The 26,117-nt window shown below is 57.8% G+C and carries 25 protein-coding genes and 5 tRNA genes; 16 read left to right on the plus strand and 14 right to left on the minus strand.

All coding sequences use genetic code 11. The annotated features are described in order from the left end of the window. Window positions 1-189: 189 nt before the first annotated feature. Window positions 190-1,173 carry a TAXI family TRAP transporter solute-binding subunit gene (locus JKV55_RS11355; RefSeq protein ID WP_202085348.1) on the plus strand — a complete coding sequence of 328 codons (984 nt, stop codon included), beginning with the start codon at window positions 190-192 and terminating at the stop codon, window positions 1,171-1,173. 134 nt (window positions 1,174-1,307) lie between these two features. After that, the gene (locus tag JKV55_RS11360; protein WP_202085350.1) at window positions 1,308-3,896 is read left to right on the plus strand and encodes a TRAP transporter permease; all 2,589 of its coding nucleotides are present in this window, start codon (window positions 1,308-1,310) and stop codon (window positions 3,894-3,896) included. Window positions 3,897-4,055: 159 nt separating this feature from the next. On the opposite strand, the gene JKV55_RS11365 is transcribed toward JKV55_RS11360, so the two are convergent. Together JKV55_RS11365 and JKV55_RS11370 are read right to left on the minus strand one after the other, a co-directional pair. Further along, window positions 4,056-4,146, minus strand: a tRNA-Ser gene (locus JKV55_RS11365). Window positions 4,147-4,197: 51 nt separating this feature from the next. Further along, the gene (locus tag JKV55_RS11370) at window positions 4,198-4,407 is read right to left on the minus strand and encodes a hypothetical protein (protein WP_202085352.1); all 210 of its coding nucleotides are present in this window, start codon (window positions 4,405-4,407) and stop codon (window positions 4,198-4,200) included. A 137-nt stretch (window positions 4,408-4,544) separates the two neighbouring features. On the opposite strand from JKV55_RS11370, the gene JKV55_RS11375 reads away from it, so the two are divergent. Further along, complete coding sequence (locus JKV55_RS11375; RefSeq protein WP_202085354.1) at window positions 4,545-5,120, plus strand: HPP family protein; 576 nt, start codon at window positions 4,545-4,547, stop codon at window positions 5,118-5,120. A 133-nt stretch (window positions 5,121-5,253) separates the two neighbouring features. Beyond that, entirely contained in the window at window positions 5,254-6,036 is a 783-nt protein-coding gene (locus JKV55_RS11380; RefSeq protein WP_202085356.1) for a nucleoside-binding protein, read from the plus strand. Between the two features lie 67 nt (window positions 6,037-6,103). Here JKV55_RS11380 and JKV55_RS11385 read toward each other — a convergent pair whose 3' ends face one another. The 4 genes from JKV55_RS11385 to JKV55_RS11400 all read right to left on the minus strand — a co-directional run bounded on the left by JKV55_RS11385 (window position 6,104) and on the right by JKV55_RS11400 (window position 10,705). Then, entirely contained in the window at window positions 6,104-6,967 is an 864-nt protein-coding gene (locus JKV55_RS11385; RefSeq protein ID WP_202085358.1) for an outer membrane protein OmpK, read from the minus strand. 211 nt (window positions 6,968-7,178) lie between these two features. After that, on the minus strand, window positions 7,179-8,204 hold the full coding sequence (gene astE, locus JKV55_RS11390) for a succinylglutamate desuccinylase (protein ID WP_202085360.1): 1,026 nt from the start codon (window positions 8,202-8,204) through the stop codon (window positions 7,179-7,181). A 351-nt stretch (window positions 8,205-8,555) separates the two neighbouring features. Further along, window positions 8,556-10,199, minus strand: a complete 1,644-nt coding sequence (gene pgm / locus JKV55_RS11395; protein WP_202085362.1) for a phosphoglucomutase (alpha-D-glucose-1,6-bisphosphate-dependent) — start codon at window positions 10,197-10,199, stop codon at window positions 8,556-8,558. Between the two features lie 20 nt (window positions 10,200-10,219). Continuing rightward, a complete protein-coding gene (locus JKV55_RS11400; protein ID WP_202086844.1) occupies window positions 10,220-10,705 on the minus strand; it encodes a replication initiation negative regulator SeqA in 486 nt (161 codons plus the stop codon). A 132-nt stretch (window positions 10,706-10,837) separates the two neighbouring features. Between JKV55_RS11400 and JKV55_RS11405 the strand changes: the two genes are divergently transcribed. The 5 genes from JKV55_RS11405 to JKV55_RS11425 all read left to right on the plus strand — a co-directional run bounded on the left by JKV55_RS11405 (window position 10,838) and on the right by JKV55_RS11425 (window position 13,760). Then, on the plus strand, window positions 10,838-11,605 hold the full coding sequence (locus tag JKV55_RS11405) for an alpha/beta fold hydrolase (protein WP_202085364.1): 768 nt from the start codon (window positions 10,838-10,840) through the stop codon (window positions 11,603-11,605). Window positions 11,606-11,661: 56 nt separating this feature from the next. Continuing rightward, on the plus strand, window positions 11,662-11,883 hold the full coding sequence (locus JKV55_RS11410) for a DUF2788 domain-containing protein (RefSeq protein ID WP_202086846.1): 222 nt from the start codon (window positions 11,662-11,664) through the stop codon (window positions 11,881-11,883). A 3-nt stretch (window positions 11,884-11,886) separates the two neighbouring features. Further along, the gene (gene ybfE / locus JKV55_RS11415) at window positions 11,887-12,171 is read left to right on the plus strand and encodes a LexA regulated protein (protein WP_202085366.1); all 285 of its coding nucleotides are present in this window, start codon (window positions 11,887-11,889) and stop codon (window positions 12,169-12,171) included. A 45-nt stretch (window positions 12,172-12,216) separates the two neighbouring features. Next, complete coding sequence (fldA, locus tag JKV55_RS11420) at window positions 12,217-12,744, plus strand: flavodoxin FldA (RefSeq protein ID WP_202085368.1); 528 nt, start codon at window positions 12,217-12,219, stop codon at window positions 12,742-12,744. Between the two features lie 110 nt (window positions 12,745-12,854). Continuing rightward, complete coding sequence (locus JKV55_RS11425; RefSeq protein ID WP_202085370.1) at window positions 12,855-13,760, plus strand: L,D-transpeptidase family protein; 906 nt, start codon at window positions 12,855-12,857, stop codon at window positions 13,758-13,760. Between the two features lie 328 nt (window positions 13,761-14,088). Here the strand turns inward: JKV55_RS11425 and JKV55_RS11430 are convergent, their stop codons facing one another. Together JKV55_RS11430 and JKV55_RS11435 are read right to left on the minus strand one after the other, a co-directional pair. After that, the gene (locus JKV55_RS11430; RefSeq protein ID WP_094038658.1) at window positions 14,089-14,331 is read right to left on the minus strand and encodes an LPP leucine zipper domain-containing protein; all 243 of its coding nucleotides are present in this window, start codon (window positions 14,329-14,331) and stop codon (window positions 14,089-14,091) included. Between the two features lie 128 nt (window positions 14,332-14,459). After that, the gene (locus tag JKV55_RS11435) at window positions 14,460-14,930 is read right to left on the minus strand and encodes a DUF4442 domain-containing protein (RefSeq protein WP_202085372.1); all 471 of its coding nucleotides are present in this window, start codon (window positions 14,928-14,930) and stop codon (window positions 14,460-14,462) included. A 177-nt stretch (window positions 14,931-15,107) separates the two neighbouring features. On the opposite strand from JKV55_RS11435, the gene fur reads away from it, so the two are divergent. Then, a complete protein-coding gene (gene fur, locus JKV55_RS11440; protein WP_202085374.1) occupies window positions 15,108-15,539 on the plus strand; it encodes a ferric iron uptake transcriptional regulator in 432 nt (143 codons plus the stop codon). 345 nt (window positions 15,540-15,884) lie between these two features. Here fur and glnS read toward each other — a convergent pair whose 3' ends face one another. From glnS to phbB, 5 genes are all read right to left on the minus strand, one after another. Further along, window positions 15,885-17,546, minus strand: coding sequence for a glutamine--tRNA ligase (gene glnS, locus JKV55_RS11445; protein ID WP_202085376.1), 1,662 nt, complete (start codon window positions 17,544-17,546; stop codon window positions 15,885-15,887). 132 nt (window positions 17,547-17,678) lie between these two features. Continuing rightward, window positions 17,679-19,463 carry a class I poly(R)-hydroxyalkanoic acid synthase gene (gene phaC / locus JKV55_RS11450; RefSeq protein ID WP_202085378.1) on the minus strand — a complete coding sequence of 595 codons (1,785 nt, stop codon included), beginning with the start codon at window positions 19,461-19,463 and terminating at the stop codon, window positions 17,679-17,681. A gap of 124 nt (window positions 19,464-19,587) precedes the next feature. Next, complete coding sequence (locus tag JKV55_RS11455; RefSeq protein WP_202085380.1) at window positions 19,588-19,923, minus strand: phasin family protein; 336 nt, start codon at window positions 19,921-19,923, stop codon at window positions 19,588-19,590. 55 nt (window positions 19,924-19,978) lie between these two features. Then, entirely contained in the window at window positions 19,979-21,187 is a 1,209-nt protein-coding gene (locus JKV55_RS11460; RefSeq protein WP_202085382.1) for an acetyl-CoA C-acetyltransferase, read from the minus strand. A gap of 38 nt (window positions 21,188-21,225) precedes the next feature. Further along, window positions 21,226-21,972: an acetoacetyl-CoA reductase gene (gene phbB / locus JKV55_RS11465; RefSeq protein ID WP_202085384.1), complete on the minus strand. Its 747-nt coding sequence runs from the start codon at window positions 21,970-21,972 to the stop codon at window positions 21,226-21,228. Between the two features lie 857 nt (window positions 21,973-22,829). Here phbB and JKV55_RS11470 point away from each other — a divergent pair. From JKV55_RS11470 to JKV55_RS11490, 5 genes are all read left to right on the plus strand, one after another. Further along, a tRNA-Asn gene (locus JKV55_RS11470) sits at window positions 22,830-22,905 on the plus strand. 15 nt (window positions 22,906-22,920) lie between these two features. Beyond that, window positions 22,921-22,996 (plus strand) — tRNA-Asn (locus tag JKV55_RS11475). A 14-nt stretch (window positions 22,997-23,010) separates the two neighbouring features. Continuing rightward, window positions 23,011-23,086: transfer RNA gene (locus JKV55_RS11480), tRNA-Asn, on the plus strand. 14 nt (window positions 23,087-23,100) lie between these two features. Further along, a tRNA-Asn gene (locus JKV55_RS11485) sits at window positions 23,101-23,176 on the plus strand. A gap of 107 nt (window positions 23,177-23,283) precedes the next feature. Next, window positions 23,284-25,101, plus strand: coding sequence for an EAL domain-containing protein (locus JKV55_RS11490; protein ID WP_202085387.1), 1,818 nt, complete (start codon window positions 23,284-23,286; stop codon window positions 25,099-25,101). On the opposite strand, the gene JKV55_RS11495 is transcribed toward JKV55_RS11490, so the two are convergent. Beyond that, a complete protein-coding gene (locus JKV55_RS11495) occupies window positions 25,082-25,576 on the minus strand; it encodes a hypothetical protein (protein WP_202085389.1) in 495 nt (164 codons plus the stop codon). The genes JKV55_RS11490 and JKV55_RS11495 overlap by 20 nt on opposite strands. Before the next feature lie 131 nt (window positions 25,577-25,707). On the opposite strand from JKV55_RS11495, the gene JKV55_RS11500 reads away from it, so the two are divergent. Then, entirely contained in the window at window positions 25,708-26,103 is a 396-nt protein-coding gene (locus JKV55_RS11500) for a MerR family transcriptional regulator (protein WP_202085390.1), read from the plus strand. The last annotated feature ends 14 nt before the right edge of the window (window positions 26,104-26,117 follow it).

Here is a 26,117-nt window from a genome sequence, read left to right on the forward strand (position 1 = left end):
CCCCCGGGCCGGTCCGCAAGCAGCGGGCTGGCCTCCCCGCCATTGAAAAAATAATCCACTTGAATCCATTTTTGTGCGCCAACAGACGCTATTCGCCCCCATCTCCATGATTTTTTTGCTATCTTTGAACAGCTTACGGGTCAAGTATGATTTGGCCGACTGTTTACCCCAAGACAAGGAAAAGGAACTATGTCGATAAAAAAAACCATGGGTAGCGCCGCTGCCGTCGTTGGTTTCAGCCTGAGCGCCGGCCTGTCCGGCGCCGTGGCAACCGAACAAACCTTTATCACCATTGGGACGGGCGGTGTGACCGGTGTCTATTATCCCACCGGTGGTGCCATCTGCCGGCTGGTCAACCAGGGCCGGGCCGAACACGGGGTGCGCTGTTCGGTGGAGAGCACCGGCGGTTCCCCCTATAACCTCAACTCCCTGCGTTCCGGCGAGCTGGAGGTGGGGATAGCCCAGTCGGATCTGGAGTACCAGGCCTACCACGGCGAAGGCTCCTTCGCCGATCAGGGCAAGTTCGAGGATCTGCGTGCCGTCTTCGCCCTGCATGGCGAGGCCCTGACCATAGTGGCACGCAAGGACGCCAACATTAACACCTTCGAGGATCTCAAGGGCAAGCGGGTCAATATCGGCAACCCCGGCTCCGGCCAGCGCGACACCATGGAAATCCTGCTCAAGGCCTATGGCTGGAGCCACGGTGACTTCCGCCTGGTGTCCGAGCTGCGCCCGGCCGAGCACGGCCAGGCCCTGTGCGACAACCGTATCGACGCCTTCGTCTATGTGGTGGGCCACCCCAACGGCTCCATCAAGGAAGCCACCACCGCCTGCGAGGCCAACCTGGTCAGCGTAACCGGCGAGGTGATCGACCAGCTGGTGGCCGACAACGCCTACTACCGCTATATCACCATACCCGGCGGCGAATACACCGGCGCCGACGAAGACGTGCAGACCTTCGGGGTCGGCGCCAACCTGGTGAGCAGCGCCAAGGTGCCGGAGAACGTGGTCTATGAGCTGACCAAGGCGGTATTCGAAAACTTCGATCAGTTCATACGACTGCATCCCGCTTTCGGCAACCTGCAGAAAGAGCAGATGGTGAAGGACGGCCTGACCGCGCCCCTGCACGATGGCGCCAGCAAGTACTTCAAGGAAGCGGGCCTGGTGGAATAACGCCGCCCGTGCTCATCGGGCAGGGAGCCTCTCCCTGCCGTTAAGCCATGCTACCAGGGCGGCTACCCGGTATGGGGAGCCGCCTTTTTCCCGTGCGGGACGGGGTAGCATGGCAGGTATCGGAGAAGCCGTTCATGTCCCAACCTCAAGATAAGACCCGGCAAGAACTCGAAGACATGCTGGCCGCCGATACCGGCGCCCGCCATCCGTCGGGGTTCGGTCACTGGGTGCTGCTGCTGGTGCCCTTCGCCTGGACCCTGTTCCAGCTGTGGTACGTGTCGCCGCTGCCGTTCATGCTGAACTTCGCCATTCTCAACGATACCGAAGCCAGGGCCATCCACCTGGCCTTCGCCGTCTTCCTGGCCTTTACCGCCTACCCGGCGCTGAAACGCTCGCCCCGGGATCGTATTCCGCTGCAGGACTGGCTGCTGGCCCTGCTGGGTGCCTTTGCCGCCGCCTATCTGTTCCTGTTCTACCGGGAGCTGTCGACCCGCCCCGGGCTGCCCACCACCCAGGATCTGGTGGTCGGTTGTGTTGGCATGCTGCTGCTGCTGGAAGCCACCCGCCGCGCCCTGGGCCCGCCCTTGATGGTGGTGGCGGCGGTCTTCCTCTTTTATACCTTTGCCGGCCCCCATATGCCGGACGTCATCGCCCATCGCGGCGCCAGCCTCAACCGCATCATCACCCATCAGTGGCTGACCACCGAAGGGGTGTTCGGGGTGGCCATCGGGGTCTCCACCTCCTTTGTGTTTATGTTCGTGCTGTTCGGCTCCCTGCTGGAGCGGGCCGGGGCCGGCAACTACTTCATCAAGGTCGCTTTCTCCCTGCTCGGCCATATGCGTGGCGGCCCGGCCAAGGCGGCGGTGGTGTCTTCCGGCCTGTCCGGGCTGGTGTCGGGCTCTTCCATCGCCAACGTGGTGACCACCGGCACCTTTACCATTCCCCTGATGAAACGGGTCGGCTTTCCCGCCAGCAAGGCCGGCGCGGTGGAGGTGGCCGCCTCCACCAACGGCCAGCTCACGCCGCCGATCATGGGGGCCGCCGCTTTCCTGATGGTGGAGTACGTCGGCATTTCCTACATCGAGGTGATCAAGGCGGCCATACTGCCGGCACTGATTTCCTATGCCGCCCTGATCTACATCGTCCATCTGGAAGCGGTAAAGGCCGGCATGACACCGCTGCAACAGCGCCGCAAGGCGACCCTGCTGCAACGGTTGGCCGGCTTCTTCACCGTGCTCATCGGTTTCATGCTGCTGTCGGCCATCGTCTACTACGGCATCGGCTGGACCAAGACCCTGTTCGGTGACGTCGCCAGCTGGGTACTGAGCGGACTGGCGCTGTTCGCCTACATCGGCCTGGTCGCCATTGCCGCCCGTTTGCCGGATCTGGCCATCGACGATCCGGAGAACCCCGATATCCATATGCCGGAGCCGGGCCCGACCTTCAGGGCCGGCATGTATTATCTGCTGCCGATAGTGGTACTGGTCTGGTGCCTGACGGTCGAACGGCTCTCGCCGGGGCTGTCCGCCTTCTGGGCCACCCTGTTCATGATGGCGATAGTGGTGACCCACAAGCCGCTCAAGGCGTTTTTCCGCCGGCAGCCGGCCTGGAACAAGCTGGGCCGGGAAGGACTTGAGGACCTCTTCCACGGCATGGTCACCGGTTCGCGCAACATGATCGGCATCGGTGTGGCTACGGCTGCCGCCGGTATAGTGGTGGGCACCGTCACCCTCACCGGTATCGGCCTGGTGATGACCGAGTTTGTCGAATTCATTTCCGGCGGCAACCTGCTGCTGATGCTGATCTTCACCGCCATTATCAGCCTGCTGCTCGGCATGGGCCTGCCCACCACCGCCAACTACATAGTAGTGTCTACCCTGATGGCGCCGGTTATCGTCAACCTGGGTGCCCAGCACGGACTGATAGTGCCCCTGATTGCGGTACACCTGTTCGTGTTTTACTTCGGCATCCTGGCGGACGACACCCCGCCGGTGGGGCTGGCCGCCTTCGCCGCCGCCGCCATCGCCAAATCGGACCCGATCAAGACCGGCCTGCAGGGCTTCGCCTACGATATACGTACCGCCATACTGCCCTTCATGTTTATCTTCAATACCCAGCTGCTGCTGTTAGGGATTGACAGCTGGTGGCGACTGCTGCTGACCATCTTCAGCGCGCTGACGGCCATGCTGCTGTTCGCCGCCGCCACCCAGGGCTTCTGGCTGGTCAGGAGCCGCTGGTGGGAGACCCTGGCACTGCTGCTGGTGGCCTTCACCCTGTTCCGTCCCGGCTTTTTCTGGGATCGGATGTTTCCGCCGATGGCGGAATATGATGGCAGCGAATGGCGGGAGGTGGTGGCGGACCTCAGGCCTACCGAGTCCATCATACTGCAGCTGGGCGGCACCAACCTGTTTGGCGAGCCGGTCAGCCGGACGGTCGAGCTCGGCTTCGATGCCCGCCGTGCAGGCGCCGAGGAACGTCTGGCCAGCACCGGTATCGCGGCAGTCCGGGTGGAGGGCGACAAGGCCATCATAGAGCGGGTGGACTTCGGCAGCCAGGCCGAGCGGCTGGGCGTGGATTTCGAGCTGGAGATAGTGGCGCTGCAGCGCCCGGCGGAGCGGCCATCCCAGGAATGGATGTTCATTCCCGCCCTGGCCCTGGCCGGCCTGGTCGCCTGGCTGCAGCGTAGGAGACGTACCCTGGACGGGAGCCAGCCGGCCAGCTAGCGCAGAAGGCACCGCCATCATAGGTCCACCCTGTACGTCCACCGGGCGTCCGCTCGGGCCTATGCCCCCAGCCTGCGGGTACGCTTGCCCCTGTGCCTGACCATGGTTGCGGAAAAGCAAAAACGCCGCTAAAGCGATGCTCTAGCGGCGTTTTCAATCTGGCGGAGGAGGTGGGATTTGAACCCACGGTAGGCTATTAACCTACGCCGGTTTTCAAGACCGGTGCATTCAACCACTCTGCCACCCCTCCGGACAGCGCGCATCATACTTGCCCCCACGGCGGCTGTAAATAGTCATGGATTCAATTGCTGTCTAAATCATCATCCCGGGTGTTTTTTGATGACGTCCGGGCCATGCCATGGCTGCCACTGAGAAAATACTGGATCAGAAATTCCTCGTCCAGCGGCGATAAATCGAAATGACGGCTCGCTTCAGCGATCAGATGCTGATCCAGCTCGGGATGCTCCAGCAGCCAGGCCAGCGCTTTACGTAAGGATTCATGCTCGTTCATAACCCCTCCCTGCTGTTGAGTTATCGAAGGCTGCACGACCAGATTGCCCTTTATTTTTTATACATTTTAAATACAATTTAACCCTCTGTCCTATCCGGACGATGCCATTCCAGTCGTTTACGGCCACCGAGGTCTGCATGCATTTTAAACACCGGCTGCGCGACGCCACCCTCGCCGGCCTGGCCGCCTTTGTTGCGGTGATCTGCCTGAGCTACCTGAAGAGCTGGGCTCATTTTATGGTGCTGAGCGCACCACTCGGTGCCACCCTGGTCTTGCTGTTATTGCTGCCTTCGGCTCCCCTGTCCCGGCCCAGGCATGTGATCCTCGGGCATCTGCTGACCACCAGCCTGGCTGTGCTCGGCCTCGAATTTCTGCCGGATCCCATACTGGGGCTGGCGACCTGCTTTGGCCTCGGCATTACCCTGATGGTGCTGACCGACACCCTGCACCCCCCCGCCGGCGCCAACCCCATACTGATCTATCTCTCCGGGGCCCACCTGCCGCCGATGGACTTCATCCTGCCCACCCTGGCCGGCACCCTGTTCATGGTGGCCTTTGCCAGCCTCTATCATAAGGCCTTTACCCACCGCCGCTATCCCTTTGCCCCCAAGACAGCCTCCGCCGTGGGCAACGCCGCACCGGCAAACACCGGTGAGGCGACGGGCACAGGAAAACCTCCACAAAAAGAATCTTCATTTAAAGATAATAGATAAAGTTGTGACTTCCTTCACAACTCCTTCGACACCATTTGGGTAAGATGGTTTAGCTCTTAATTTGATACAAATTTAGGTAGCTAATAACCCAATATCATCCACATTGTGGATACAATGATGACAGGGAGTCATGATGAAAAAAACCGCCTTAGCGTTGCTGGCTGCCATGGCCGCTACCCCCGCATTCGGGGCCGACTGGAGCAGCACCGAGCTGCATTATCAGTTGGGCAACCTTAAGCAGAACCCCTTCGGGCCCGCTGCCGAGCAGAAGTCGACCACCCATATCTATACCCTGCAACATGCCAGCGGCTGGAAATACGGCGACAATTTCTTCTTTGTCGATTACTCCGACTGGGATGACGGCCAGCGGCAACGGGACTGGTACGGCGAAGCCTATTTCAACTTCAGTCTCGGCAAAATCAGCGGCGCCGACCTCAGCCTGGGCCCGCTCAAGGATGTGGGGGTCGTGCTCGGGGTCAATGCGGGGGGCGACAGCAAGATCCGCAAATACCTGCCAGGTATTCAGTTGGCACTTGACGTGCCCGGCGCCGCCTTCTTCAATACGCTGATCACCGCCTATATTGATGACAACCTGGGCGTCGCCAACGGCGGGGCCCCCAAGGAAGGCGACAGCTGGATGCTGGATACCGCCTGGGCCTTTCCCTTCGCCTTCGCTAATCACGACTTCAGCCTGGAAGGCCATGCCGAATATATCGGCAGCCGCACCAACGAATTCGGCGACAAGGTCAAGGCCCATGTCCTGGCCCAGCCCCAGCTGCGTTACGATCTGGGCAAGACCCTGTTCAATGATCCCCAGCGGCTGTTCGTAGGTATCGAGTACCAGTACTGGCACAACAAGTTCGGCAGCGATATCAGCGAAAGCGCGGTGCAGGGACTGGCGGTCTGGCGCTTCTGAAATAAAAGAAGAGCGCCGCGGCGCTCTTCTGCTCTATGCACAGGAATAACAGGCGTAGGCGGACGGCTTAGAAATGCCATTCCAACTGGAAGGTCGGCGCCCTGGTATCTACTCCGGGCTTGCCGTGGTTACCGAATTTATTGTCCCAGTACTCATAGCCGACACCGGCCCACAGGGTATTGCTCTTGTTGAACGCCAGCTGGCCCACGTCCACCATCAGGGAGCTGCGCGATAGGACTTCCGGCTTGGTGCCATTGTTGAAATAATCGTTACCCTTCTCGGTATTGTAGTTGGCGAAGCCCTGGAACTTCATCGGCACCGGGCCGGCCTGGAACGGCAGCCCCCAGGCCAGGCCGATCACATAGTAGGGATCGAAGCTGATATCGTTCTTGTTGCCCGGGGCGCCACAACCGGGCAAGCCGCAGTGGTTCTGCTCGTAAGCATAGAACAGACTCAAGTCCACAAACCCTTTGGGCACATCGAATTTCAGGGTGGGTCCAGCCACCAGCATGCGCTTGCGCGGGGCGAAGGTGGTGTTCTTGGTGTTCAGATCGAAGCCGGCGGTCAGCGCCACCTCCTTGACCGGTCCGAAACTCAGATCGGTATCGAATACCTTGCCCAGATGCAGTTGATGGCGATAGGTCAGGTAGGCCTCGGTGGCGCCTTTATCGCTGCCGTTCGCCTTGTCGTTACCGTCCGACTGCAGCAGGTCCACATTGAAGAAATTCTGGCCATAGGCATAGCCGCTGGCATGGGTCAGCTGCAACACATGCTTTTTGATATCGTTGGGGTTATTGGGCTCGGTGAACTGGGTACCGTACCTGTAGCCGATATAGGTATCGGACCAGGTGGCGGCACTGAGCTGGGGCGCGGCGGAGACCGCCAGTGCCACTGCTGAAACACTAAGAAGACGCTTGCCGATCTGCTTCATATCCGTGATTCCCTCACATTCTTGAAGTGTGACTTCCTGATTTTTATGAATACAAAAACTATTGTTAATGTGCTTTTGTTTACACCCAATGGGCACACAAATAATTACACAAAACAAAACTAAAAATCTACATTTTGTTCACAATAATAAAATGAAAAGACCACAACAGTCTCCCGTTGTGGTCTCATTTCCGTTCAGGGTCCGGAATGGCTTAGCGCAGCATCTCCGCGTGCAACTCGGCCTCCACCACCATCAATGCGGCCCGGTGCCGGTTGGCCACCTTGGCATTGGGGAAAACCACGGCTTCCTCCTGCTCGCGGGCAAACCAGCGCTCTGTCCCGTCCTCGGCCAGCAAAGTTCCGGCAGCAAAGGCGGTGAAATTGGCCACCTCATCGGCAAAGTTAAAATGGAAATCGTCGCTCTGCTTGACGATTTCCTGGCATACCCGGAACACCCGGATCTTACTGATATCAACGGGCTCCGCCTGCCAGTCGGGCTCGCTGATCAGCCGCTGCAGGTTGTGCTCCAGGGCAGAAAAACGGCTGGCATCATTCTGGCCGAAGGGCATGACCTTGCCGAGTTCGACGGTAAATCCGTGGGCGCCGAAGCCACGGGCGCTGAAGTAGCTGAAGGTGGTCGTTGGACCGTGGGCCAGCAGGATGGTGTCTACCCCCGAGGCACTCAGAAACGCCAGCTGCCGACGGCTGTAGGGTTGACCATGGGTAAAGGGATAGATGGCGAACTTCTCGTACTTGGAGGGACGGATGGCGGTGTGCAGATCGTAATGCAGCCGCTCACCCCCTTCACGCGCCTCGAAGAATCGAGCGACATACTGCTCCAGCCTGGCGGCCCGTACCCGCTCCCTGCTGTGCTGGTCACCCCGGGCATGAGCGCCGGAAAACAGCCGGTTCAGATTATCCTCCAGCTCCCGAACCCCCAGGTTCATCGCCGCCGGATTGCCGAAGATCAGCAGCAACCGTTGCCGGCAGGGCAGACGCCCCTCAACCAGGGCCCGCAGCAACCGTTCACACAGCTCGATGGGCGCGGTTTCATTGCCGTGAATACCACAGGAAAGCACGATATCTTTATTCCCCGGCGACAGCGGTTCAATACATAACACGCCGGTATCCCATACCTGGACCTCGCTGCCGTCGGGCAGTCGCTCATTGAAGGGAGCGAGCTCCCAGGGATGCGCCCTGCTGAGGGTCAAAAAATCACCGAGCCGGCTTCCGTTCACATTTACCTCCAATAACACCAATAAAAACAAGATATCGCATGGCGATAAAACATGATTTCAGCATCAAAGTCTAGTAAAGCCGGAGACGGACAGCCCTCCCGCCAGGGCGATATTGCACCTGCAGTGAAGATATAAGCTGCTGCCATGAGCATTTATGCTGACCGCCGCCAGAGCGGTGTTTAGTTATGCATACTCCCGCCGGAACAGCGCGGTCAAAAAAAAGCGTGCGGCACATCGGCGGCGCCGGGACAACACGAATGAGAGAAAGAGAGATGACCACAAAGGGTCCGCCGACGCAGAAACCAGGCCACCCCGGCCAATGACCGGGGTGGCCCGGCAAACACCCGGTTCTTACACGCCGGCCTTGGCGAAAGTCGCACTCACCAACTGCCGGGCTTCGGCAATCAGCTGCTCCAGGTGGGCCTGGTCCCGAAAACTTTCGGCATAAATCTTATAGACCTGCTCGGTGCCGCTGGGGCGGGCGGCAAACCAGCCCTGCTCGGTCACCACCTTGAGGCCGCCGATAGCGGCGCCGTTCCCCGGTGCCCTGGTCAGGATGGCGACAATGGGATCTCCCGCCAGGGTGTCGGCCTCGACGTCGCTGCGGTCGAGCCTGGCCAGCACCTGCTTTTGCGCCAGGCTGGCAGGGGCATCCAGCCGACGATAGACGGGACGGCCCAGCTCGGTCGCCAGCCGCTCGTAGTACTGGTGCGGGGTGAGACCGGTGACCGCCAGGATTTCCGCCGCCAGCAACGAGGGAATAAAGCCGTCCTTGTCCGTGCTCCACACCTCACCGTCCATGCGCAGGAAGGAGGCGCCGGCACTTTCTTCACCAACAAAGCCCAGCTTGCCATCGTTCAGATCCTGCACATACCACTTGAAGCCGACCGGGACTTCCAGCAACAGTCGCCCCAGGTGTGCCGCCACCCGATCGATCAGGGAAGAAGACACCAGGGTCTTGCCGATCGCCAGCGTCGCCGGCCACCGGGGCCTGTGGGTGAAAAGGTAGTGAATACAGACCGCCAGGTAGTGGTTGGGATCCATCAAGCCGTCCTGGTCCACTATGCCGTGGCGATCATAGTCGGGGTCGTTGCCGCAGGCGATATCGAAATCGTCCCTCATCGCCAGCAGGTTGGCCATGCAGTAGGGACTGGAGCAATCCATGCGGATCTGGCCGTCGTGATCCAGGGTCATAAAGGCAAAGGTCGGGTCCTGGCTCGGGTTGACCACTGTGATATCCAGGCCGTAACGCTCGGCGATATGCGGCCAGTAGGCCAGACCCGCCCCGCCCAGGGGATCGATGCCGATGCGGATGCCCGCCTTGCGGATGGCGGCCATGTCCACCACGTCACCCAGCTCCGCCACATAGGCTTCGACATAGTCGCAGGCCACGGCACGCTCGAACGCCTCGGCAAAGGACAGGGAAACGATGCCGGCCCCGCCGGCGGCGATCAGCGCATTGGCCCTGTCCTGGATCCAGCGGGTGGCTTCCGCCGAGGCCGGCCCGCCGTCCGGCCCGTTGTATTTAATTCCGCCATCCCGGGGCGGATTATGGGAGGGGGTGATCACTATGCCGTCCGCCCGAGCATCCGCATGGCCGCGGTTGTGGTTGAGGATGGCGTGCGACACCACCGGGGTCGGCGTATAGCCCCGCCCCTGCTGTACCCTCACCTCCAGGCCGTTGGCCACCAGCACCTCCAGGGCCGAGCCCCAGGCGGCTTCCGACAGGGCATGGGTATCCATGGCCAGAAACAGCGGCCCGCCCAATCCCTGGCCTGTGCGGTACTCCGCCACCGCCTGGCAGATGGCCCTGATATGCAGTTCGTTGAAGCTGCCATCCAGGGCGCAGCCCCGGTGTCCCGAGGTACCGAAAGCCACCTGCTGCTCCGCCCGGGCCGGATCCGGCCGCAGTTGGTAATAGGCGGCCATCAACCGCGGAATATTGACAAGATCGTCGACACCGGCCGGCGCTCCGGCTCTGGGATGCATGGTCATAGGCTTAGTCCTTCAGTGTGTTAAATACTTTGGCACACCCGCTCGATCAGTCCGTGAGGATAGCCCATGGCCGCCATCAGTTGCGCGACGATGTTGCGCTTGCGACCGGTATTGGTATTGGTGATCACCCAGTAGGGGCTGCCGTCGATGGCTTTGGGTTTGGTGGTATTACCGGCGGCCAGCAGGGCCGCCTCGGAGTCGGCGAAATAGATGCGCTTGCGCCCCTTGATATCGCAGGCCTGGGCAAAAGAGGTGGGGTTTTCCCGATAGAGCACCGCCAGAATATGCATGAAACGGTCGATGGCCGACTCGTCTGCAGCCAGCTCATTGCCGCCCAGCATTTGCGCTATCCCCTTGCCCGCCACCGGCGTCGGTTCGGCAACGGCACTCGCGGCAGGTTGCAACTTCAGCAGTCGTCGTAGTATGTCCGAGGCGCTTTCGCCGATATGGCGGGTGTTGCTGGCGATATAACGGTAAAGATCTTCATCTACCTCTATGGTTTTCATCATGTTTTTTGGCATGTCCGCTCCCAATCACTGGGCACGATTATACATGGAGCAGGCCATGGGCCCAAGCGGGTTGCGCCGCCGGCAAGAGCGGGCAACAATATTGCCCTCGGTTTACCTCAGGGAATTAACATGCAACTGAATTTTCGCCGTCAGGGGCAAGGCCGGCCGGTGATGCTGATCCACGGCCTGTTCGGCAGTCTGGATAATCTGAATGGTCTCGGCAAGGCACTGGCCGGGCAGTTTGACGTGATCGCCGTGGACGTACGCAATCATGGCCAGTCACCTCGCGATGAACAGATGGGCTATGCCGCCATGGCCGAAGATATTCTGGCGCTTGCCGAACAGCTTGAACTGGAGCGACCCGCCTTGGTGGGACACTCCATGGGCGGCAAGATTGCCATGATGGCGGCGGCTCTGGCACCGGCCGACGTCCACGCCCTGGTGGTGGCCGATATTGCCCCGGTCGCCTATACCCAGGCCCGCCATGATGCTGTGTTCCGGGGACTGCAGGCCGTTGCTGAAGCCGGCTGCCAAAGCCGGAAGGAAGCCGACGCCGTGCTTGCCCAGCATGTGGACCTCGCCGGGGTGCGTCAGTTTCTGCTGAAGTCATTCCTGGCCGACGGCGATGCTCCCTGGCGCTTTAACGTTCCCGTGCTGTTCGCTCATTATCAAGCCATCATGGGCTGGCCCGGCATACCGCAGCCTTACGAGGGGCCCACCCTGTTCCTCAAGGGCAGCGAGTCCGATTATTTGTTGCCCGAGCACCAACCGCTGGTGCGGCAGCAATTTCCTCGGGCCAAGGCACGGGTCATCCAGGATACCGGGCACTGGCTGCATGCTGAGAAGCCGCAGATGTTCAACCGCTTGGTCCAGGATTTCCTCATCGAGGCCGGTTAACAGGCTCAAATTCTTTATGGTATAGTTGCGCTCAATTTCAACGGTCGGGCAACATGATGTCATTGGAACAAATCGAGCTGCTGGAAAGCATGGGCCTCAAGCTGTTTTTTGTGGCCATTTTCCTGCTGATCGGGCTGGCGATTCAGGATGTACTCAAACGGGGCAATGTGCCCAAATTTGGCCGTTACATCGTCTGGCTGGTATTGTTTCTGGGCTGCGCCGGCTTTATTGCCAAGGGAGTGATCGAAGCCGCCTGGGAAGGAGGCGGGATCGGTTAACCCATGGCCAAGCAAGATGCAGATAGAACCACGCTGGACTTGTTTGCCGATGAACGTCGGCCCGGCAGGCCAAAAACCAATCCCCTGCCCCGGCCAGCCCAGCTCAAGCTCAACAAACGCAATCAGCTGAAACGCGATCGCGAACGTGGACTAAGACGCATTGAGCTTAAGGTGGATGAACAACTGTTCAGTAAACTGAATATCCTGGCCACCGAGCGCCGGCTCAGCCGCGCTGAGCTTATCCATGCGCTGTTATTGCAGCAATTAGAACAACAGGGCTCCGATTAGAACCAGGATTTTGATACACCCCTTTTCAACAGGTACGGCATTATTATGGCAAGTGTAGGTCTGTTTTTTGGAAGTGATACCGGCAATACCGAGGCCGTGGCCAAGATGATCCAGAAGGAACTGGGAAAGCATCTTATCGAGGTACACGACATCGCCAAGAGCACCAAGGAGGATATCGCCGGTTTCGATTTGCTGCTCCTCGGGATCCCGACCTGGTACTATGGCGAATCCCAGGCCGACTGGGATGATTTTTTCCCCGAGCTGGAACAAATCGACTTCAACGACAAGCTGGTAGCCATTTTCGGTTGCGGTGATCAGGAAGACTATGCCGAGTATTTCCTGGATGCCATGGGTACGCTGCGCGACATCATCGAGCCCAAAGGCGCCATCATCATCGGCCACTGGCCAACCGAAGGCTATGAGTTCGAGGCCTCCCGTGCCCTGGTGGATGACGGCCACTTTATCGGCCTGGGCATAGATGAAGACAGGCAGCCCGAACTGACCCAGGACAGGGTCAAAGCCTGGTGCAAACAACTTTACGAAGAAATGTGTCTGAAAGAACTGGAATCTTAATTCAATTCTTCAGGTCTAATCAGGGACGCGGGCCGCGCGTCCCTTTTTTGTTTGTCTGCGATCACTTACGATAGCAGGGTAGAAGCCAAACTGGATGCAAGAGAAAAAACATGAAGATGTTACGCGTTTTATTGTTGATGCTGCTGTTGCCGGCCTCACTGGCACAGGCCAACATTAACCCCATTCCATTGCCGGAAGACCCCGGCAGGCCGGTAGGCCAGATCGTCGTCCATACGGCCCAGGAAGGTGACAGCATGGCGGCCCTGGCCCGCTATTATGGCGTCAGCCCCATACTGCTACTGGCCGCCAACCCGGATCAGGACTTGTTCCTGATGCAACCGGGCCAGCGGGTGATTATCCCCAATCAGCTACTGTTGCCTCGGGCAGAAACCCAGGGCATTGTCATCAACCTGGCGGAGCTGCGGCTGTACTATTATCCGGAGCAAGGTGGTGAAGTCTATGTGTTCCCCATCGGTATAGGCCGGGTGGGCCGTGCCACACCGGAGATGATCACCCGCATCTCCGAAATGCGTAAAAACCCGACCTGGACACCGACCGCCAATACCCGCAAGGAATATGAAGCCAAAGGCATTCCCCTGCCGGCCGTGGTACCGCCCGGTCCAGACAACCCGCTGGGCGAGTATGCCATGCGTCTGGCCTACGGCAGCGGCGAATACCTGATCCACGGTACCAACGACCCGCTCGACGTGGGTCTGCGCGCCAGCGCCGGGTGTATCCGTATGTATCCCGAGCATGTGGAGTGGCTGTTTGCCCAGGTCGGTAACGGTACCCGGGTACAAATCGTCAACCAGGCGCTGAAGGTCAGTACCGACCAATACGGTCAGACCTTTGTCGAAGCCCACGAGCCCCTGACCCCGGAAGGGCTGGCCGATACCCGTCCGCTGGATTTGACCGCGCTGATGCCGCTGCTGGAGCAGGGCGCCGACCGTGGTCTTATCGAACAGGTGATTAGCCATCAGCAGGGTGTGCCCCAGCTGGTGGGCCAGCTGTACTAAGCCGAGTGCTCAGTGCCGGCCACCGGGTCGGCACTGAGACTCAATCCCCCGCCCATCACCCCAATACTTGCCCGACCGGCCCACCACTCGGCTCCAATGCCGCTGGGCTGGGATCTCAAACCGCTACCTCTACCAGCCGCCACTCGAGCCAGCCGAACCCATTACAGGTACTCCTGTGGGCCGTCATGGGTAAAGACCGACACCTGAACATTGCCGCCAGTGACCACGTCGGTTGAATGATGCCGGCTCGGTGCCCGGGATACTGCCCGGACATTCTGGAATAAAAAAAGCCTGACCGAAGCCAGGCTTTTTTTTCCGCACACCGCTATTACTTGGTGTAACGGCCCATCTGGTCCAGACGAGAGTTGGCGCGGTCGGCAGAAGCACGAGCTTCGGCAACGTCAGCAGCCAGACGATCGATCTTGGCAGAGTTCATTTGCTGACCTTGCTGAACGGCTTGTACGTCCTGGGCCAGGCTGTCCAGCTTGCTTTCCAGAGCGGTAGTAGAGCTACAGCCAGCCAGCAACAGAGCACTCACAACACCACCTACTAACATCATTTTATTACGCATTACCTGCTCCTTGTTTTTTGGGAGTCAAAAAGACCACATTAGGCGCCGTAAGTATGAACGAAGTTCCCTGCTTATCGCAAATTATTTTATAGGCCATGACATTAGGAAATTTTGCTTAAGAGCATGATTTAGTGCCTGTTTGCTGCTTTTTTGCGCACATAGAGGGTTCGTTCCACCTCGGCAACCAATTCACCCTGTTCATCCAGGATATTGATGCGGAAATGGGGAAAATATTTAGCGCCGTTATCGGTCGCATCACGAATTTCGGCCAGCCGCTCCAGGCTCAAATGAATATCAGCGTAGACCCGCCCGCGGCCGGGCCTGAGAAAGGTTATCCTGGCCTCCCGATCCCATACATAATATCCCGGTCCCAGCACCGCCATCAGCATCATCGAATAGACAGGATCCGTCATCGAAAACAGGCTGCCGCCATACTGGGTGCGGTTTGCGTTTTTATTCCACCAACGCAGCGCCAGCCCTACCCGACAGTAGCTATAGTCGCGACTGAGCTGCTCGATGCGGATCCCGGCCCCCCAGAAAGGAGGCCAGCCGTTCAACAGGCGGCGGAGCAGCCAGGGGCGAGAAAATATCAGCTTCATCCATCTCATCCGACCAGTAAAAAGTAAAACGGATACTAGCAAAAAGGCGGCACTATTGTCAGCTTCTTGGCGCAGACCAGCGCAATCAGCCCGCAAGACAGATTGAGGTTGCCATTACGGTCAGGAACAAGCACAATAAAAGCAATACCCAAACGAAAAATGCGAACCTTTATTTTTATGGCTGACAACAATCAAGCACTGAAAAAAGCAGGGCTCAAGGTGACGCTACCGCGAGTAAAGATACTCGAGCTACTGCAACAACCGGAAACCCAGCATGTCAGTGCGGAAGATCTGTATAAGCTGCTGATCGACCAAGGCGAAGAAATCGGCCTGGCGACCGTTTACCGGGTGCTGAACCAGTTCGATGACGCCGGTATCGTCACCCGCCACCATTTCGAAGGCGGCAAATCGGTGTTCGAGCTGGCCACCCAGGAACACCATGACCACTTGGTTTGCCTGGACTGCGGCAAAGTCATCGAGTTTCACGACGAAATCATCGAGCAACGCCAGCGCGACATCGCCAGCCAGTACAATATCAAGCTCACCAACCATAGCCTGTACCTCTACGGCCATTGCACCAATGACGCGTGCAACCACAACGACGAGTAGGGTTACCGGTTTTCAGGTTACCCGACAGAGCCGCAGTCTAACTGCGGCTTTTTATTACCACAGACAACGCTTCAGGGCCTGCAGGCTCAATAGCCCTCTCCAATACCAGCAGGTCAGGGGAGCGCTCCTGGCATCGTTCCGCTATGGTCCAGGGCCCACTTTATCCCCTCCAGTGGAAGCCCCGGCAGTGGCAGCAGGGGAAGAGCTCACATCTTGGCGGTGGTCGTCATGATAACCTTGTGGATAATAGTGCATGTCACCGCCCCGCTATGATCGGACAGGGAGCAATCGGCAAACAAAAAAGCCGCGACAGGCGCGGCTTTTGGTTCAGGACCGGATTCGACTTCAGGCCTCTTCCTTGCCCCAGGAGTCACGCAGCGCGACGGTCAGGTTGAACACCAGGCCTTCGGCTTTGTTATCGCGGCAGAAATAGCCTTCGCGCTCGAACTGGAAGGCACATTCGGGGCGAGCCTTGACCAGCGACGGCTCGATCACCGCGCCGCTCAGCACTTGCAGTGAAGCAGGGTTCAGTGCCTGCTCGAACGACTCCGCCGCACCCGGGTTAGGTACGCTGAACAGGCGTTCGTAAATACGTACTTCGGCAGGCAGCCCATGGCTGGCGGAAACCCAGTGGATAACCCCTTTCACCTTGCGGCCGTCGGCCGGATCCTTGCCCAGGGTATCGGGGTCATAGCTGCAGAAAATGGTGGTGATATTGCCATCGCCGTCTTTTTCTACCCGCTCGGCCTTGATGACATAGGCATTGCGCAGCCGCACTTCCTTGCCCAGGACCAGTCGTTTGTATTTCTTGTTGGCTTCCTCCCGGAAATCCGCCTCGTCGATATAGAGCTCGCGGGTAAAGGGCAATTCACGGTTGCCCATTTCCGGCTTGTTCGGATGACTCGGCGCACTCAGGATTTCCAGATGATCCGCGGCCAGGTTTTCAATGACCAGCCGTACCGGGCGCAGTACCGCCATGGCCCGCGGGGCGTTCTCGTTGAGATCGTCCCGGATACAGGCCTCCAACATGCTTATCTCGACGGTATTGTCCTGCTTGGTCACCCCGATGCGCTGACAGAATTCGCGGATCGAGGCCGGTGTATAACCACGACGTCGCAGGCCGGAAATAGTCGGCATGCGCGGATCGTCCCACCCTTCCACATGGCCGTCGGTCACCAGTTGATTGAGCTTGCGTTTGGACATCACCGTGTATTCCAGGTTGAGCCGGGAAAACTCGTACTGGCGCGGATGGCAGCCGATGCTGATGTTGTCGAGCACCCAATCATAGAGGCGACGGTTGTCCTGGAACTCCAGGGTACAGAGTGAATGGGTGATGCCTTCGATGGCATCGGAGATGCAGTGAGTGAAGTCGTACATCGGATAGATGCACCACTTGTCCCCGGTCTGGTGATGGTGGGCAAAACGTACCCGATACAGCACCGGGTCTCGCATCACCATAAAGGGTGACGCCATGTCGATCTTGGCGCGCAGGCAGGCTGCACCTTCCTTGATTTCCCCGTTACGCATATGGGTAAACAGGCTCAGGTTTTCCTCCACCGGGCGATCCCGGTAAGGGCTGTTGCGGCCCGGCGTGGTCAGGGTGCCACGGTACTCGCGGATTTGCTCAGGGGCCAGCTCATCGACGTAGGCCAGCCCTTTTTCAATCAGTTCTACCGCATAACCGTACAACAGATCGAAATAGTCGGAGGAATAACGGATGTCGCCACTCCATTCAAAACCGAGCCAATGCACATCACGCTGGATGGACTCGACATATTCGACACTTTCTTTTTCCGGGTTGGTGTCATCGAAGCGCAGATTGCACTGCCCCTGGTAGTCCTGAGCGATACCGAAGTTCAGACAAATGGACTTGGCATGGCCGATATGCAAGTAGCCATTCGGCTCCGGCGGAAAACGGGTCTGTACCGACTGATGCTTACCGCTGGCCAAATCTTCATCGATGATTTGGCGAATAAAATTGCTGGGACGATGGTCCGCCTGACTCATTCATGCACCTCGAGTGTGGGGATAGCATAATCAAACGACCATGATCCATGATCTCCGCCCGGTGCTCAATAGCCAGAGCCGGAATAAGCAGGTTTACAATAAAAAAGCCGCCCGTGGGCGGCTTCAGACCATTTATTCCTCTATCGGCAGCGTCTGCTGCACATAGCGGCCCGGTGCGGGCATCAGGCCCGGGCATTCCTCGTTGCCGACCGTCCTTGCCGGCACCTTGTCGTCCCCCAGATAAGGCGTCACCCACTGTTGCCAGTGCGGCCACCAGGATCCGGCTTCCCGCCGGGCCGCAGCCAGCCATTGCTCGGCACTGTCAAAGTTCTCGTCACTGAGCCAGTAACCGTACTTGTTTTTGTTCGGCGGGTTGACGACCCCGGCCACATGCCCGGACTCGCCAAGCACCAGGGTCTTCTCGCCGCCAAGCAACCCGGAGCCATTGAAAGTTGCATCCCACAGGGCGATATGATCTTCCTTGGTCGAAAGGAAGTAACTGGGTGTTTTCACCTTGGACAGATCGATACCGAAATTACCCACCTTCACTTCGCCGGGGCGGCTCAGGCTGTTGTTCAGGTACAATCCACGCAGCAGGAAGCTGGCACAGGTGGCACTCAGGTTGGTACTGTCGCTGTTCCAGTACAGAATATCGAAATCCGCCGGCTCTTCGCCTTTCAGGTAATTATCGATATAGTAATTCCAGTAGAGGCTGTTTTCCCGCAGCAGGCTGAAGGTCACCGCCATCTGCCGACCATCGAAGAAGCCCTGGGCATCGTTCATCTGCTCCATGGCATTCACCACCGGCTCGTTGATAAAGACGCCGACTTCTCCCGGCTGGGTAAAATCCAGCAGGGTCGTCAGGAAGGTGGCGCTCTTGACCCTGGGCTTCATGCGGCGAGCCGCATAGAGTGCCATGGTGGAAGCGAGCAGAGTCCCGCCGATGCAGTAGCCGATGGCATTGACTTCTTTCTCACCGGTGATCTGCTCAATCACCCGGATGGCTTCCATGGTGCCGGAATGGATAAGATCCTGGAAGCCGATGCTGGCCTGCTCTTTACCCGGGTTGCGCCAGGACATGATAAAGACCGTATGGCCCTGATCCCGCAGCCAGCCCACCAGTGAATTCTGTTCCTTGAGATCCAGGATATAAAACTTGTTGATGAAAGGCGGAATCACCAACAGGGGCGTTTGATGCACCGTCTCTGTGCTGGCCCGATACTGGATCAGCTCGAAAATATCGTTCCTGAACACCACCTCGCCGGGGGTGGTCGCCAGATCCTTGCCCAGGGTAAAGGCCGACTGCCGCGTCATCCGAATTTTCAGCAAGTTGGCACTGGCCGCCAGATCTTCCTGGAATAATTCTATCCCCTTGACCAGATTGGCACCTTTTTCTTCCAGCGTGCGGTGCAGCAGCTCCGGATTGCTCCAGATGAAGTTGGTCGGAGACAGCGCGTTGATGGTTTGACGAAAGGTAAAGCTCAGCCGTTGGCGTACCGATTCCGGCAAGCCCTCCACCACGTCCAGCATCTCGGTCAGCGATTTGGCAAAATGCAGGTAGGACTGGCGCATAAAATCGAAGTGGGGGTCTTCCTTCCATGACTTATGCTGGAACCGCCGCTCACCAGGAGGATCCTGCACCAGACTCGCCGCATCCTTGTCCAGCGTTTTCACCATGCTGTTCTGGCAAATCGCCAACTGACCCTGCCACCATTGCATCTGCATATCGAGCAGCCGCATCGGATTGGTCGAAACGGCCTCATAAAAGATCTTCAGATCCTGGGCATTGACTTCCGATAACGCCTGGGTCACCTGGTTATCACCCAGGCTGGCACGTTGCATGTCCGACCACATGGTTTCATTCCACTGAAAGAACTGGCGAATGGGATCGGTACCGTTATACATATCTTGCTGCATTGTCCCTCCCTGATAGAGATAGCGCCCGCACGAACAAGGCAAAACGGCAGCTAAAGCGGGAAGGTGCCCGAAAGCCCTTCCCTGCCGGTATCTTATTCCTGACGGGCTAACCCATCACAGACTGTTATTTTTTCTGAGCGTCTGCAGCCAGGGCTTCGAGACCGGTTTTAAATTCCTGAGCCAGCTCGGCCAGTTTTTTACCGTCTTCAATCATTTGCTGACTGATACGGTTCATGGTTTCCAGCTGCTTGGAGCCACAGAACACCAGGCTCTGCACATCCTTGACCTGGCTATTAGCCTGCAGTTGAGCCAGACCGATCTCCGCATACTGACGAGCCGCCTCCAGTTGCAGGTTGGTCAGGTCGGTAAAATTCTTGGCAACCAGCTGGTTGTATTTCAGCATGGGGCCAAAGGTTTTTTCAGTTTGATCATTGAAGCCTTTGAAAATATCGGTGTACATAACCAGTTCCTTAAAGGGAAAGTAAATATTTATTATGTCGGGTGGCGAGCCGGTCTCAGACCCGCTTCAGCACCACCGCGGTGCCCATGCCGCCGCCCACACACAAGGACGCCAGGCCCAGGGTGCTACCGCTGCGCTGCAGCTCATACAGCAGGGTGACCAGAATACGGCTGCCGGATGCCCCCAGCGGATGCCCCAGGGCAATGGCACCGCCATTCTTGTTGGTTTTGTCCAGCAGTGCCTGCTCGGCCACGTCATGTTTGGCAGACAGTTGCCTGACCACGCCCAACGCCTGGCCGGCAAAGGCTTCATTAAGCTCCAGCCGCTCGATATCGGTCAGTTTGAGGCCGGCGCGGGTCAGCGCCTGATCGATGGCGGGTACCGGACCCAGCCCCATGATTTCGGGGGCTATGCCGCCCTGGCCGTAGCTGACGACTTCCGCCAGCGGGGTCAGACCGTACTTCTCCACTGCCGACCGGCTGGCTACGATAATGGCACTGCCACCATCGTTGATGCCAGAGGCATTACCCGCAGTGACCGAACCGTCCGCTTTGAATGCGGGGCGCAGTTTGGCCAGGGTATCGACCGTGGTGCCGGCCTTGGGATACTCATCGGTATCGACGGTCAGAGTTTCCTTGCGGGTCTTCACCTCGACCGGAACAATCTCGGCCTTGAAATGACCAGCTTCAATCGCAGCCACCGCTTTGGCCTGGCTGGCCGCAGCCAGCGCATCCTGCTCTTCACGGCTGATCTTTTCCTGAGCCACCACGTTTTCGGCGGTCACGCCCATGTGGTACTTGTTGAACACATCGGTCAGGCCATCACTGATCAGCAGGTCGGACAGGGCCATGTCCCCCATCTTGTTGCCACCCCGCAGATCACCCTTAACAACGAAGGGGATCTGGGACATGTTTTCGCAACCGGCAGCCACGACCACCTCCGCATCGCCCGCCTTGATATGGGCACAGGCGTCCATCAGGGTTTTCATGCCGCTGCCACACACCATGTTCAGGCTATAGGCCGGCACACCGGCCGGAATACCGGCAGCCAGTGCCGCTTGGCGGCCCACGCCCATGCCCTGGCCGGCACCGACCACGTTGCCGACGATCACTTCGTTGACCTTGTCCGGTGACAGTCCGGCTTGCTCCAAGGCACCCTTGATGGCAACACCGGCCAACTCCGCCGCAGAAACAGACTTCAAGGCACCACAAAAGCTGCCGATAGGGGTGCGTTTAGCCGCAACGATATATACAGATTCAGACATAAATAATGCTCACTCCGTTGATAACAGGCCAGCGGGCCTTACTTCATGTAGAGACCGCCGTTGACCGACAGGGTTTCACCGGTAACGTAACCGCCGTATTCACCGGCCAGGTACAATACTGCGCCTGCCACTTCGTCGGTGGTGGCCAACCGTTTCAGGGGAATAGTGGCCTTGATGGAATCCAGCACGTCTTCACGAATGGCGGTCACCATGGGGGTGGCGGTATAACCGGGCGCCACGGCATTAACACAAACGCCAAAACGCGCGCCTTCCGCGGCCAGGGCCTTGGTAAAACCGATCATGCCCGCCTTGGCGGCCGAATAGTTCACCTGACCGTATTGTCCCTTGAGGCCATTGACGGAAGAGATATTGATGATGCGACCGCTACCCTGCTCACACATTTGGTTGAATATGGGTTGGGTAACACTGAACAGGCTGTTGAGGTTGGTGTCCATCACCTCCTGCCACTGCTGAAAGGTCATTTTCTTGAAGGTGGCATCGCGGGTGATGCCGGCGTTGTTGACCAGTACATCGATATGCCCCAACTCACGCAGGGTCTCGGCCAGCACTTCGCTGACCGCGTTGTGATCGCTCACATCCAGTGCCAGCAGTTGGATGTCCTTGTCGGCAAGCTTTTCTTCCTGCAACCAGTTGGTGGCCTGCTGCTCTTTCCCTGGACGGTGTGTGGCCACAACTTTGTATCCATTTTCTAAAAACAGACGGCACACTTCCGTACCAATACCACCAGCGGCTCCGGTCACCAGCACAACTTTTTTATCGGTCATCAAATCCACTCCTTTGTTTACAGCTATATCACGAAAACGGCGAAACACCGTTTTTCATAGGTAAGGCCCCTCTCGTCGAATCCAGGAGCAATACCAAAACCCTCGTACTCTCTTTACTTTTTGTTATTTAAGTCTGAGCGTCTTGACCAGCCCACTATAAGCCTATTCTTATGACAAATAAATTAACTTTAATCGTTTTTTTCATTAAAACATCACGTTTAATAGCGGATACTAAGACGTTCGTCACAATCAGATAAAAAAACCAATAAGTACAACAAGTTCAGCAAAAAAAACTACACAGCCGTATAAGTTGGTAATTTACTCCAGCCATGTGAATAATCCAGGCAAGCGACACCCCCCTATCCGCCCATAAAAACCCCGTTTTCGGGCTCGATATAATCCCTGGTGGCGGCACCATCAAATAAAGAGAGCACAGTTCAAACGAGAGATAATGAACCAGGAAATTAGTGTTATTACTCGGGCATTGTTTTACATTGGTGCAATATTGAGCGCCTTTATTGGCGAACTCTCTCTATTGAAGCAGTCACAGCACCACAAAGGAGCAAGCAGCCCAACAACCCGCTCCCGGATGCTAAATAACCGATCCTGATACCACGACACCGGCCGGTTAGCGCATGAGGAACAATCGGTCGACACCGAGCATGCCCCTTCCCCTCTGCCCCCTCGACCGCGGCAACGCGGCCTAACCCGCGCGCTAAATATGGGGTTGCTGCATAAACCAGCGCCGACTGCACATTATTAGAGCAAACAACCTGATTTCTTTGATAACGCGGCTTTGTGTGTTGACAGCCCAGGAGACAGCCATTACCATGCGCCTCGCATTCAAGGATGCCTCTTCCCCCTTAGTTCAGTCGGTAGAACGGCGGACTGTTAATCCGTATGTCGCTGGTTCAAGTCCAGCAGGGGGAGCCAGTTTCAAAAAGTTGTTCCCCCTTAGTTCAGTCGGTAGAACGGCGGACTGTTAATCCGTATGTCGCTGGTTCAAGTCCAGCAGGGGGAGCCAGTTTCAAAAGTTGTTCCCCCTTAGTTCAGTCGGTAGAACGGCGGACTGTTAATCCGTATGTCGCTGGTTCAAGTCCAGCAGGGGGAGCCAGTTTCAAAAGTTGTTCCCCCTTAGTTCAGTCGGTAGAACGGCGGACTGTTAATCCGTATGTCGCTGGTTCAAGTCCAGCAGGGGGAGCCAATTTTCTTGTCTTTTCAGATGCTTTGGACCATCATGAGTCGGTAAGCATTCGTTCCTCATACTGTGCATTTTCACTCTGTTATCCCGTTTTTGCAAGGATGATGGTTATGCGGGAAACTCGCCCCTTCGGTCAGGTGCTGCTGCTGGCAGGCTTTATCTTTATCTTGCTGAGCATATTGTTACCCTGGTGGGCCAGCTATCGCTCGCTGACGCACCAAGAACAGCAGATCCACGATCGTGTTGCTCTCTCCCTGTCTTGGGAAAACCCCGCTTCCCTCTTGCCTGGTCTCGCCGAGCTGTCCACGGGACAGCCACTGACCGCAGGGAAGCAAGCCTGGTGGTTCGGACAGGCCGCAGCCAACCATCAACTGGTGATTGAGCAAATCCCCGTGTTTTACCGTCTCGACACTCGCCCGGCCACGGTCCAATGGCTACTGCTTTCCCTGCCACTGACCCTGACCGGCCTGCTGATCTTTGCTGGCCTGTATGTGCGTTGGGGCAAAGAATGCCGCGAACAAGAGCAGTACTTCCAATCGCTATTGCTCGATCCGGATCTGGGGCGGGTCGGTAGTCATAATCGGGTCGAGCAGGGAATCATCGGCTTGCATCAAAGCTACAAGAGCCAGATAGACAGTCTCCAGCAGCAACTCAGCGAAGCGCATCAGCAAAGTCATCAGGACAGCCTGACCAACCTTGGCAACCGTTATGCTTTCCGTCGCGACCTTAGCCTGATGCTGACCGACGACAACAAGCTCGCCACCGCCACCCTGATGATAGTGCGGGCCAGCGCCCTGCAGGATACCAATAACCGCCTGGGTTTTCAGGCTGGCGACCAGTACCTGCAGGACATCGCCAAACTGGTGCGCAAGGCCATACAGCCACTGCTGGGCGCCCGGGCCTATCGGATCAGCGGTACCGATATCGCCGTGCTGACCAAGGGACAATGTGAGCCCCTGGCCCAGAGCCTGGGCACCCAATTGCGTCAGGATCTGCATCATTACCAGCATGTGCATGAGCTGGATTGTGCCGCCTATATCGGTTTCACCCAGCTGTTGCCGGGGCAATCTCCAGAGCAGGTATTGATCAGGGCCGACTCTGCGCTGGCCCAGGCCCAGGGGGGGGAGCCCAATGGCTGGCGCATCGTGCTCAAGAACCTGGACGATGAAGACATGGGCGAAAGCCAGTGGCGTCAACGGCTGCAGACCATGCTGGAAGAAGACAGGATCCAGCTGCTGGTGCAGCCGGTGCAGATCCGCAAGCCCGCCATGCCCGGCTACAACGAAATTTATTCGCATTTTCCCAATGACGGTGGCGGCTATTACCCCACCACCACGGTATTTGCCATGCTGCAGCGGCTCGATCTGTCCATGCTGTTCGAGCAGAAAATCATCGAGATGACCCTGCGCCAGATTGCCCAAAAGGACATACCGGCCCAGCGCTGGGCGATCAATCTGACGCCGGCCAGCCTGCAGCAGAACTCGTTTCTGATCTGGCTGGAGCGGGTGTTACTGCGCGATGTGGCTATCACCTCCAGCCTGGTGTTTGAACTGGACGAACATGTGCTGGAACACCAGCTGGTTGCCGGCAAGCGGCTGCTGGACATGATTCGCCGCAGCGGTGCCCGTTCGGCGGTCAGCAAGTTCGGCCACGGCTATGGCTCTTTCCGTTTGCTGAAAGAGGTCAAGCCCGATTATATCAAGCTCGATGCCCAGTTGGTCAGGCACCTGGAAGAGGACAGCACCAACCAGCAGTTCGTGCGTATGATAGTGGATCTGGCCCAGCGCCTCGGCTGTCATGTGATTGCCGAAGGAGTCGAAACCGCCGAGCAAAAACGGGTGCTGGAAACCATGTATGTCGACGGCATCCAAGGTTACCTGGTGGCCAAGCCCGCCGACCTCACGAGCTTCAGGGGCCTGACGATTTGAGCCGGAGCAGATAATTGATCAGCTCTCCCAGGTGACGGTAGCGCTTGATTTCATCCGGACTGTAACGGGTCGACATGGTCGAGGGATTATGGCGGTGCTTCAGGTAGCGCATGATCTGCAGCCGGTTGAAGCCACCGACCCGGTATACCAGCTCCAGCAGCTTTTTAAGCTGTTCCGAGTCCAGACCACATAGCTCACCGTAGCCCGGGTCAAAGGGCGTTTTTATCTCCATCTCGACCTGGGCCAGCCGCCCGGCTTCCTGCAGATACTCCAGCCATTGCTCCACATACATGGGTTTGGTGCCGGGCAACAGCTCAAAAAAACCATTGCCGGAGCGGCAACCGGACAGCAGCAGTACGGCCAGCGCATCGCTGTTACAGGTAAAAACGACGTCGCCCTGCTCACTCCAGTCCAACGCCTGGAGGCGAATTTCGGCCCGACCACCCTGCCCGTCTTGCACCTTGAAAATAAACACACCGTCTCCGTAATAGCGGCAAACGTTCATCTTGGCGTAATCTCTGCGGTGAGTCAAAGCCGGGCTTCACAGCCTACCCATATGGGTGTAAGGTCTGGCTTCACAAGCCGCGGTACCACTGGAGTGAGTTGATGATGCCCAATAAGGAAGTTACTTACACCATTTCTGAATTGGCCGATGAGTTTGATATTACCCCGCGCACCCTGCGCCACTACGAAGACCTGGGATTGCTGACTCCCAAGCGCAAGGGCAACGCCCGTATCTACAGCCACAAAGACCGGATCCGGCTGGCCCTGACAGTGCGAGGCAAGCGCCTGGGGTTCAGCCTGGCGGAAATGCGCGAACTGTTTGAGCTCTATGATGCCGAGCACAGCTCCCGCCCCCAGCTGCACTCCATGATCGCCATGATCGCGGAAAAACGCGCCAGCCTGCAGCAACAGCAGGAAGATATCCAGAAAGTGCTGGCCGAACTGGATGCCGCCGATATCAAGGCACGGGAAGCGCTGGAAAAGATAAAGCATCACTAAAGCGGGAAGCGGGA

Source organism: Zobellella iuensis (assembly GCF_016746085.1).
Classification (GTDB): Bacteria; Pseudomonadota; Gammaproteobacteria; order Enterobacterales; family Aeromonadaceae; genus Oceanimonas; species Oceanimonas iuensis.

Excerpts from the sequence above, each read along its gene's own strand:
- JKV55_RS11380 (WP_202085356.1), top strand. The coding sequence starts at position 5,254 with ATGAAAAAAACCGCCTTAGCGTTGCTGGCTGCCATGGCCGCTACCCCC.
- JKV55_RS11425 (WP_202085370.1), top strand. The coding sequence starts at position 12,855 with ATGAAGATGTTACGCGTTTTATTGTTGATGCTGCTGTTGCCGGCCTCA.
- JKV55_RS11430 (WP_094038658.1), bottom strand. The coding sequence starts at position 14,331 with ATGCGTAATAAAATGATGTTAGTAGGTGGTGTTGTGAGTGCTCTGTTG.
- JKV55_RS11400 (WP_202086844.1), bottom strand. The coding sequence starts at position 10,705 with ATGAAAACCATAGAGGTAGATGAAGATCTTTACCGTTATATCGCCAGC.
- JKV55_RS11355 (WP_202085348.1), top strand. The coding sequence starts at position 190 with ATGTCGATAAAAAAAACCATGGGTAGCGCCGCTGCCGTCGTTGGTTTC.
- JKV55_RS11490 (WP_202085387.1), top strand. The coding sequence starts at position 23,284 with ATGCGGGAAACTCGCCCCTTCGGTCAGGTGCTGCTGCTGGCAGGCTTT.
- JKV55_RS11370 (WP_202085352.1), bottom strand. The coding sequence starts at position 4,407 with ATGAACGAGCATGAATCCTTACGTAAAGCGCTGGCCTGGCTGCTGGAG.
- fur (WP_202085374.1), top strand. The coding sequence starts at position 15,108 with ATGGCTGACAACAATCAAGCACTGAAAAAAGCAGGGCTCAAGGTGACG.
- JKV55_RS11410 (WP_202086846.1), top strand. The coding sequence starts at position 11,662 with ATGTCATTGGAACAAATCGAGCTGCTGGAAAGCATGGGCCTCAAGCTG.
- JKV55_RS11460 (WP_202085382.1), bottom strand. The coding sequence starts at position 21,187 with ATGTCTGAATCTGTATATATCGTTGCGGCTAAACGCACCCCTATCGGC.
- JKV55_RS11500 (WP_202085390.1), top strand. The coding sequence starts at position 25,708 with ATGATGCCCAATAAGGAAGTTACTTACACCATTTCTGAATTGGCCGAT.
- phaC (WP_202085378.1), bottom strand. The coding sequence starts at position 19,463 with ATGCAGCAAGATATGTATAACGGTACCGATCCCATTCGCCAGTTCTTT.
- ybfE (WP_202085366.1), top strand. The coding sequence starts at position 11,887 with ATGGCCAAGCAAGATGCAGATAGAACCACGCTGGACTTGTTTGCCGAT.
- phbB (WP_202085384.1), bottom strand. The coding sequence starts at position 21,972 with ATGACCGATAAAAAAGTTGTGCTGGTGACCGGAGCCGCTGGTGGTATT.
- glnS (WP_202085376.1), bottom strand. The coding sequence starts at position 17,546 with ATGAGTCAGGCGGACCATCGTCCCAGCAATTTTATTCGCCAAATCATC.
- JKV55_RS11455 (WP_202085380.1), bottom strand. The coding sequence starts at position 19,923 with ATGTACACCGATATTTTCAAAGGCTTCAATGATCAAACTGAAAAAACC.
- pgm (WP_202085362.1), bottom strand. The coding sequence starts at position 10,199 with ATGACCATGCATCCCAGAGCCGGAGCGCCGGCCGGTGTCGACGATCTT.
- fldA (WP_202085368.1), top strand. The coding sequence starts at position 12,217 with ATGGCAAGTGTAGGTCTGTTTTTTGGAAGTGATACCGGCAATACCGAG.
- JKV55_RS11360 (WP_202085350.1), top strand. The coding sequence starts at position 1,308 with ATGTCCCAACCTCAAGATAAGACCCGGCAAGAACTCGAAGACATGCTG.
- JKV55_RS11375 (WP_202085354.1), top strand. The coding sequence starts at position 4,545 with ATGCATTTTAAACACCGGCTGCGCGACGCCACCCTCGCCGGCCTGGCC.
- JKV55_RS11385 (WP_202085358.1), bottom strand. The coding sequence starts at position 6,967 with ATGAAGCAGATCGGCAAGCGTCTTCTTAGTGTTTCAGCAGTGGCACTG.
- JKV55_RS11405 (WP_202085364.1), top strand. The coding sequence starts at position 10,838 with ATGCAACTGAATTTTCGCCGTCAGGGGCAAGGCCGGCCGGTGATGCTG.
- JKV55_RS11435 (WP_202085372.1), bottom strand. The coding sequence starts at position 14,930 with ATGAAGCTGATATTTTCTCGCCCCTGGCTGCTCCGCCGCCTGTTGAAC.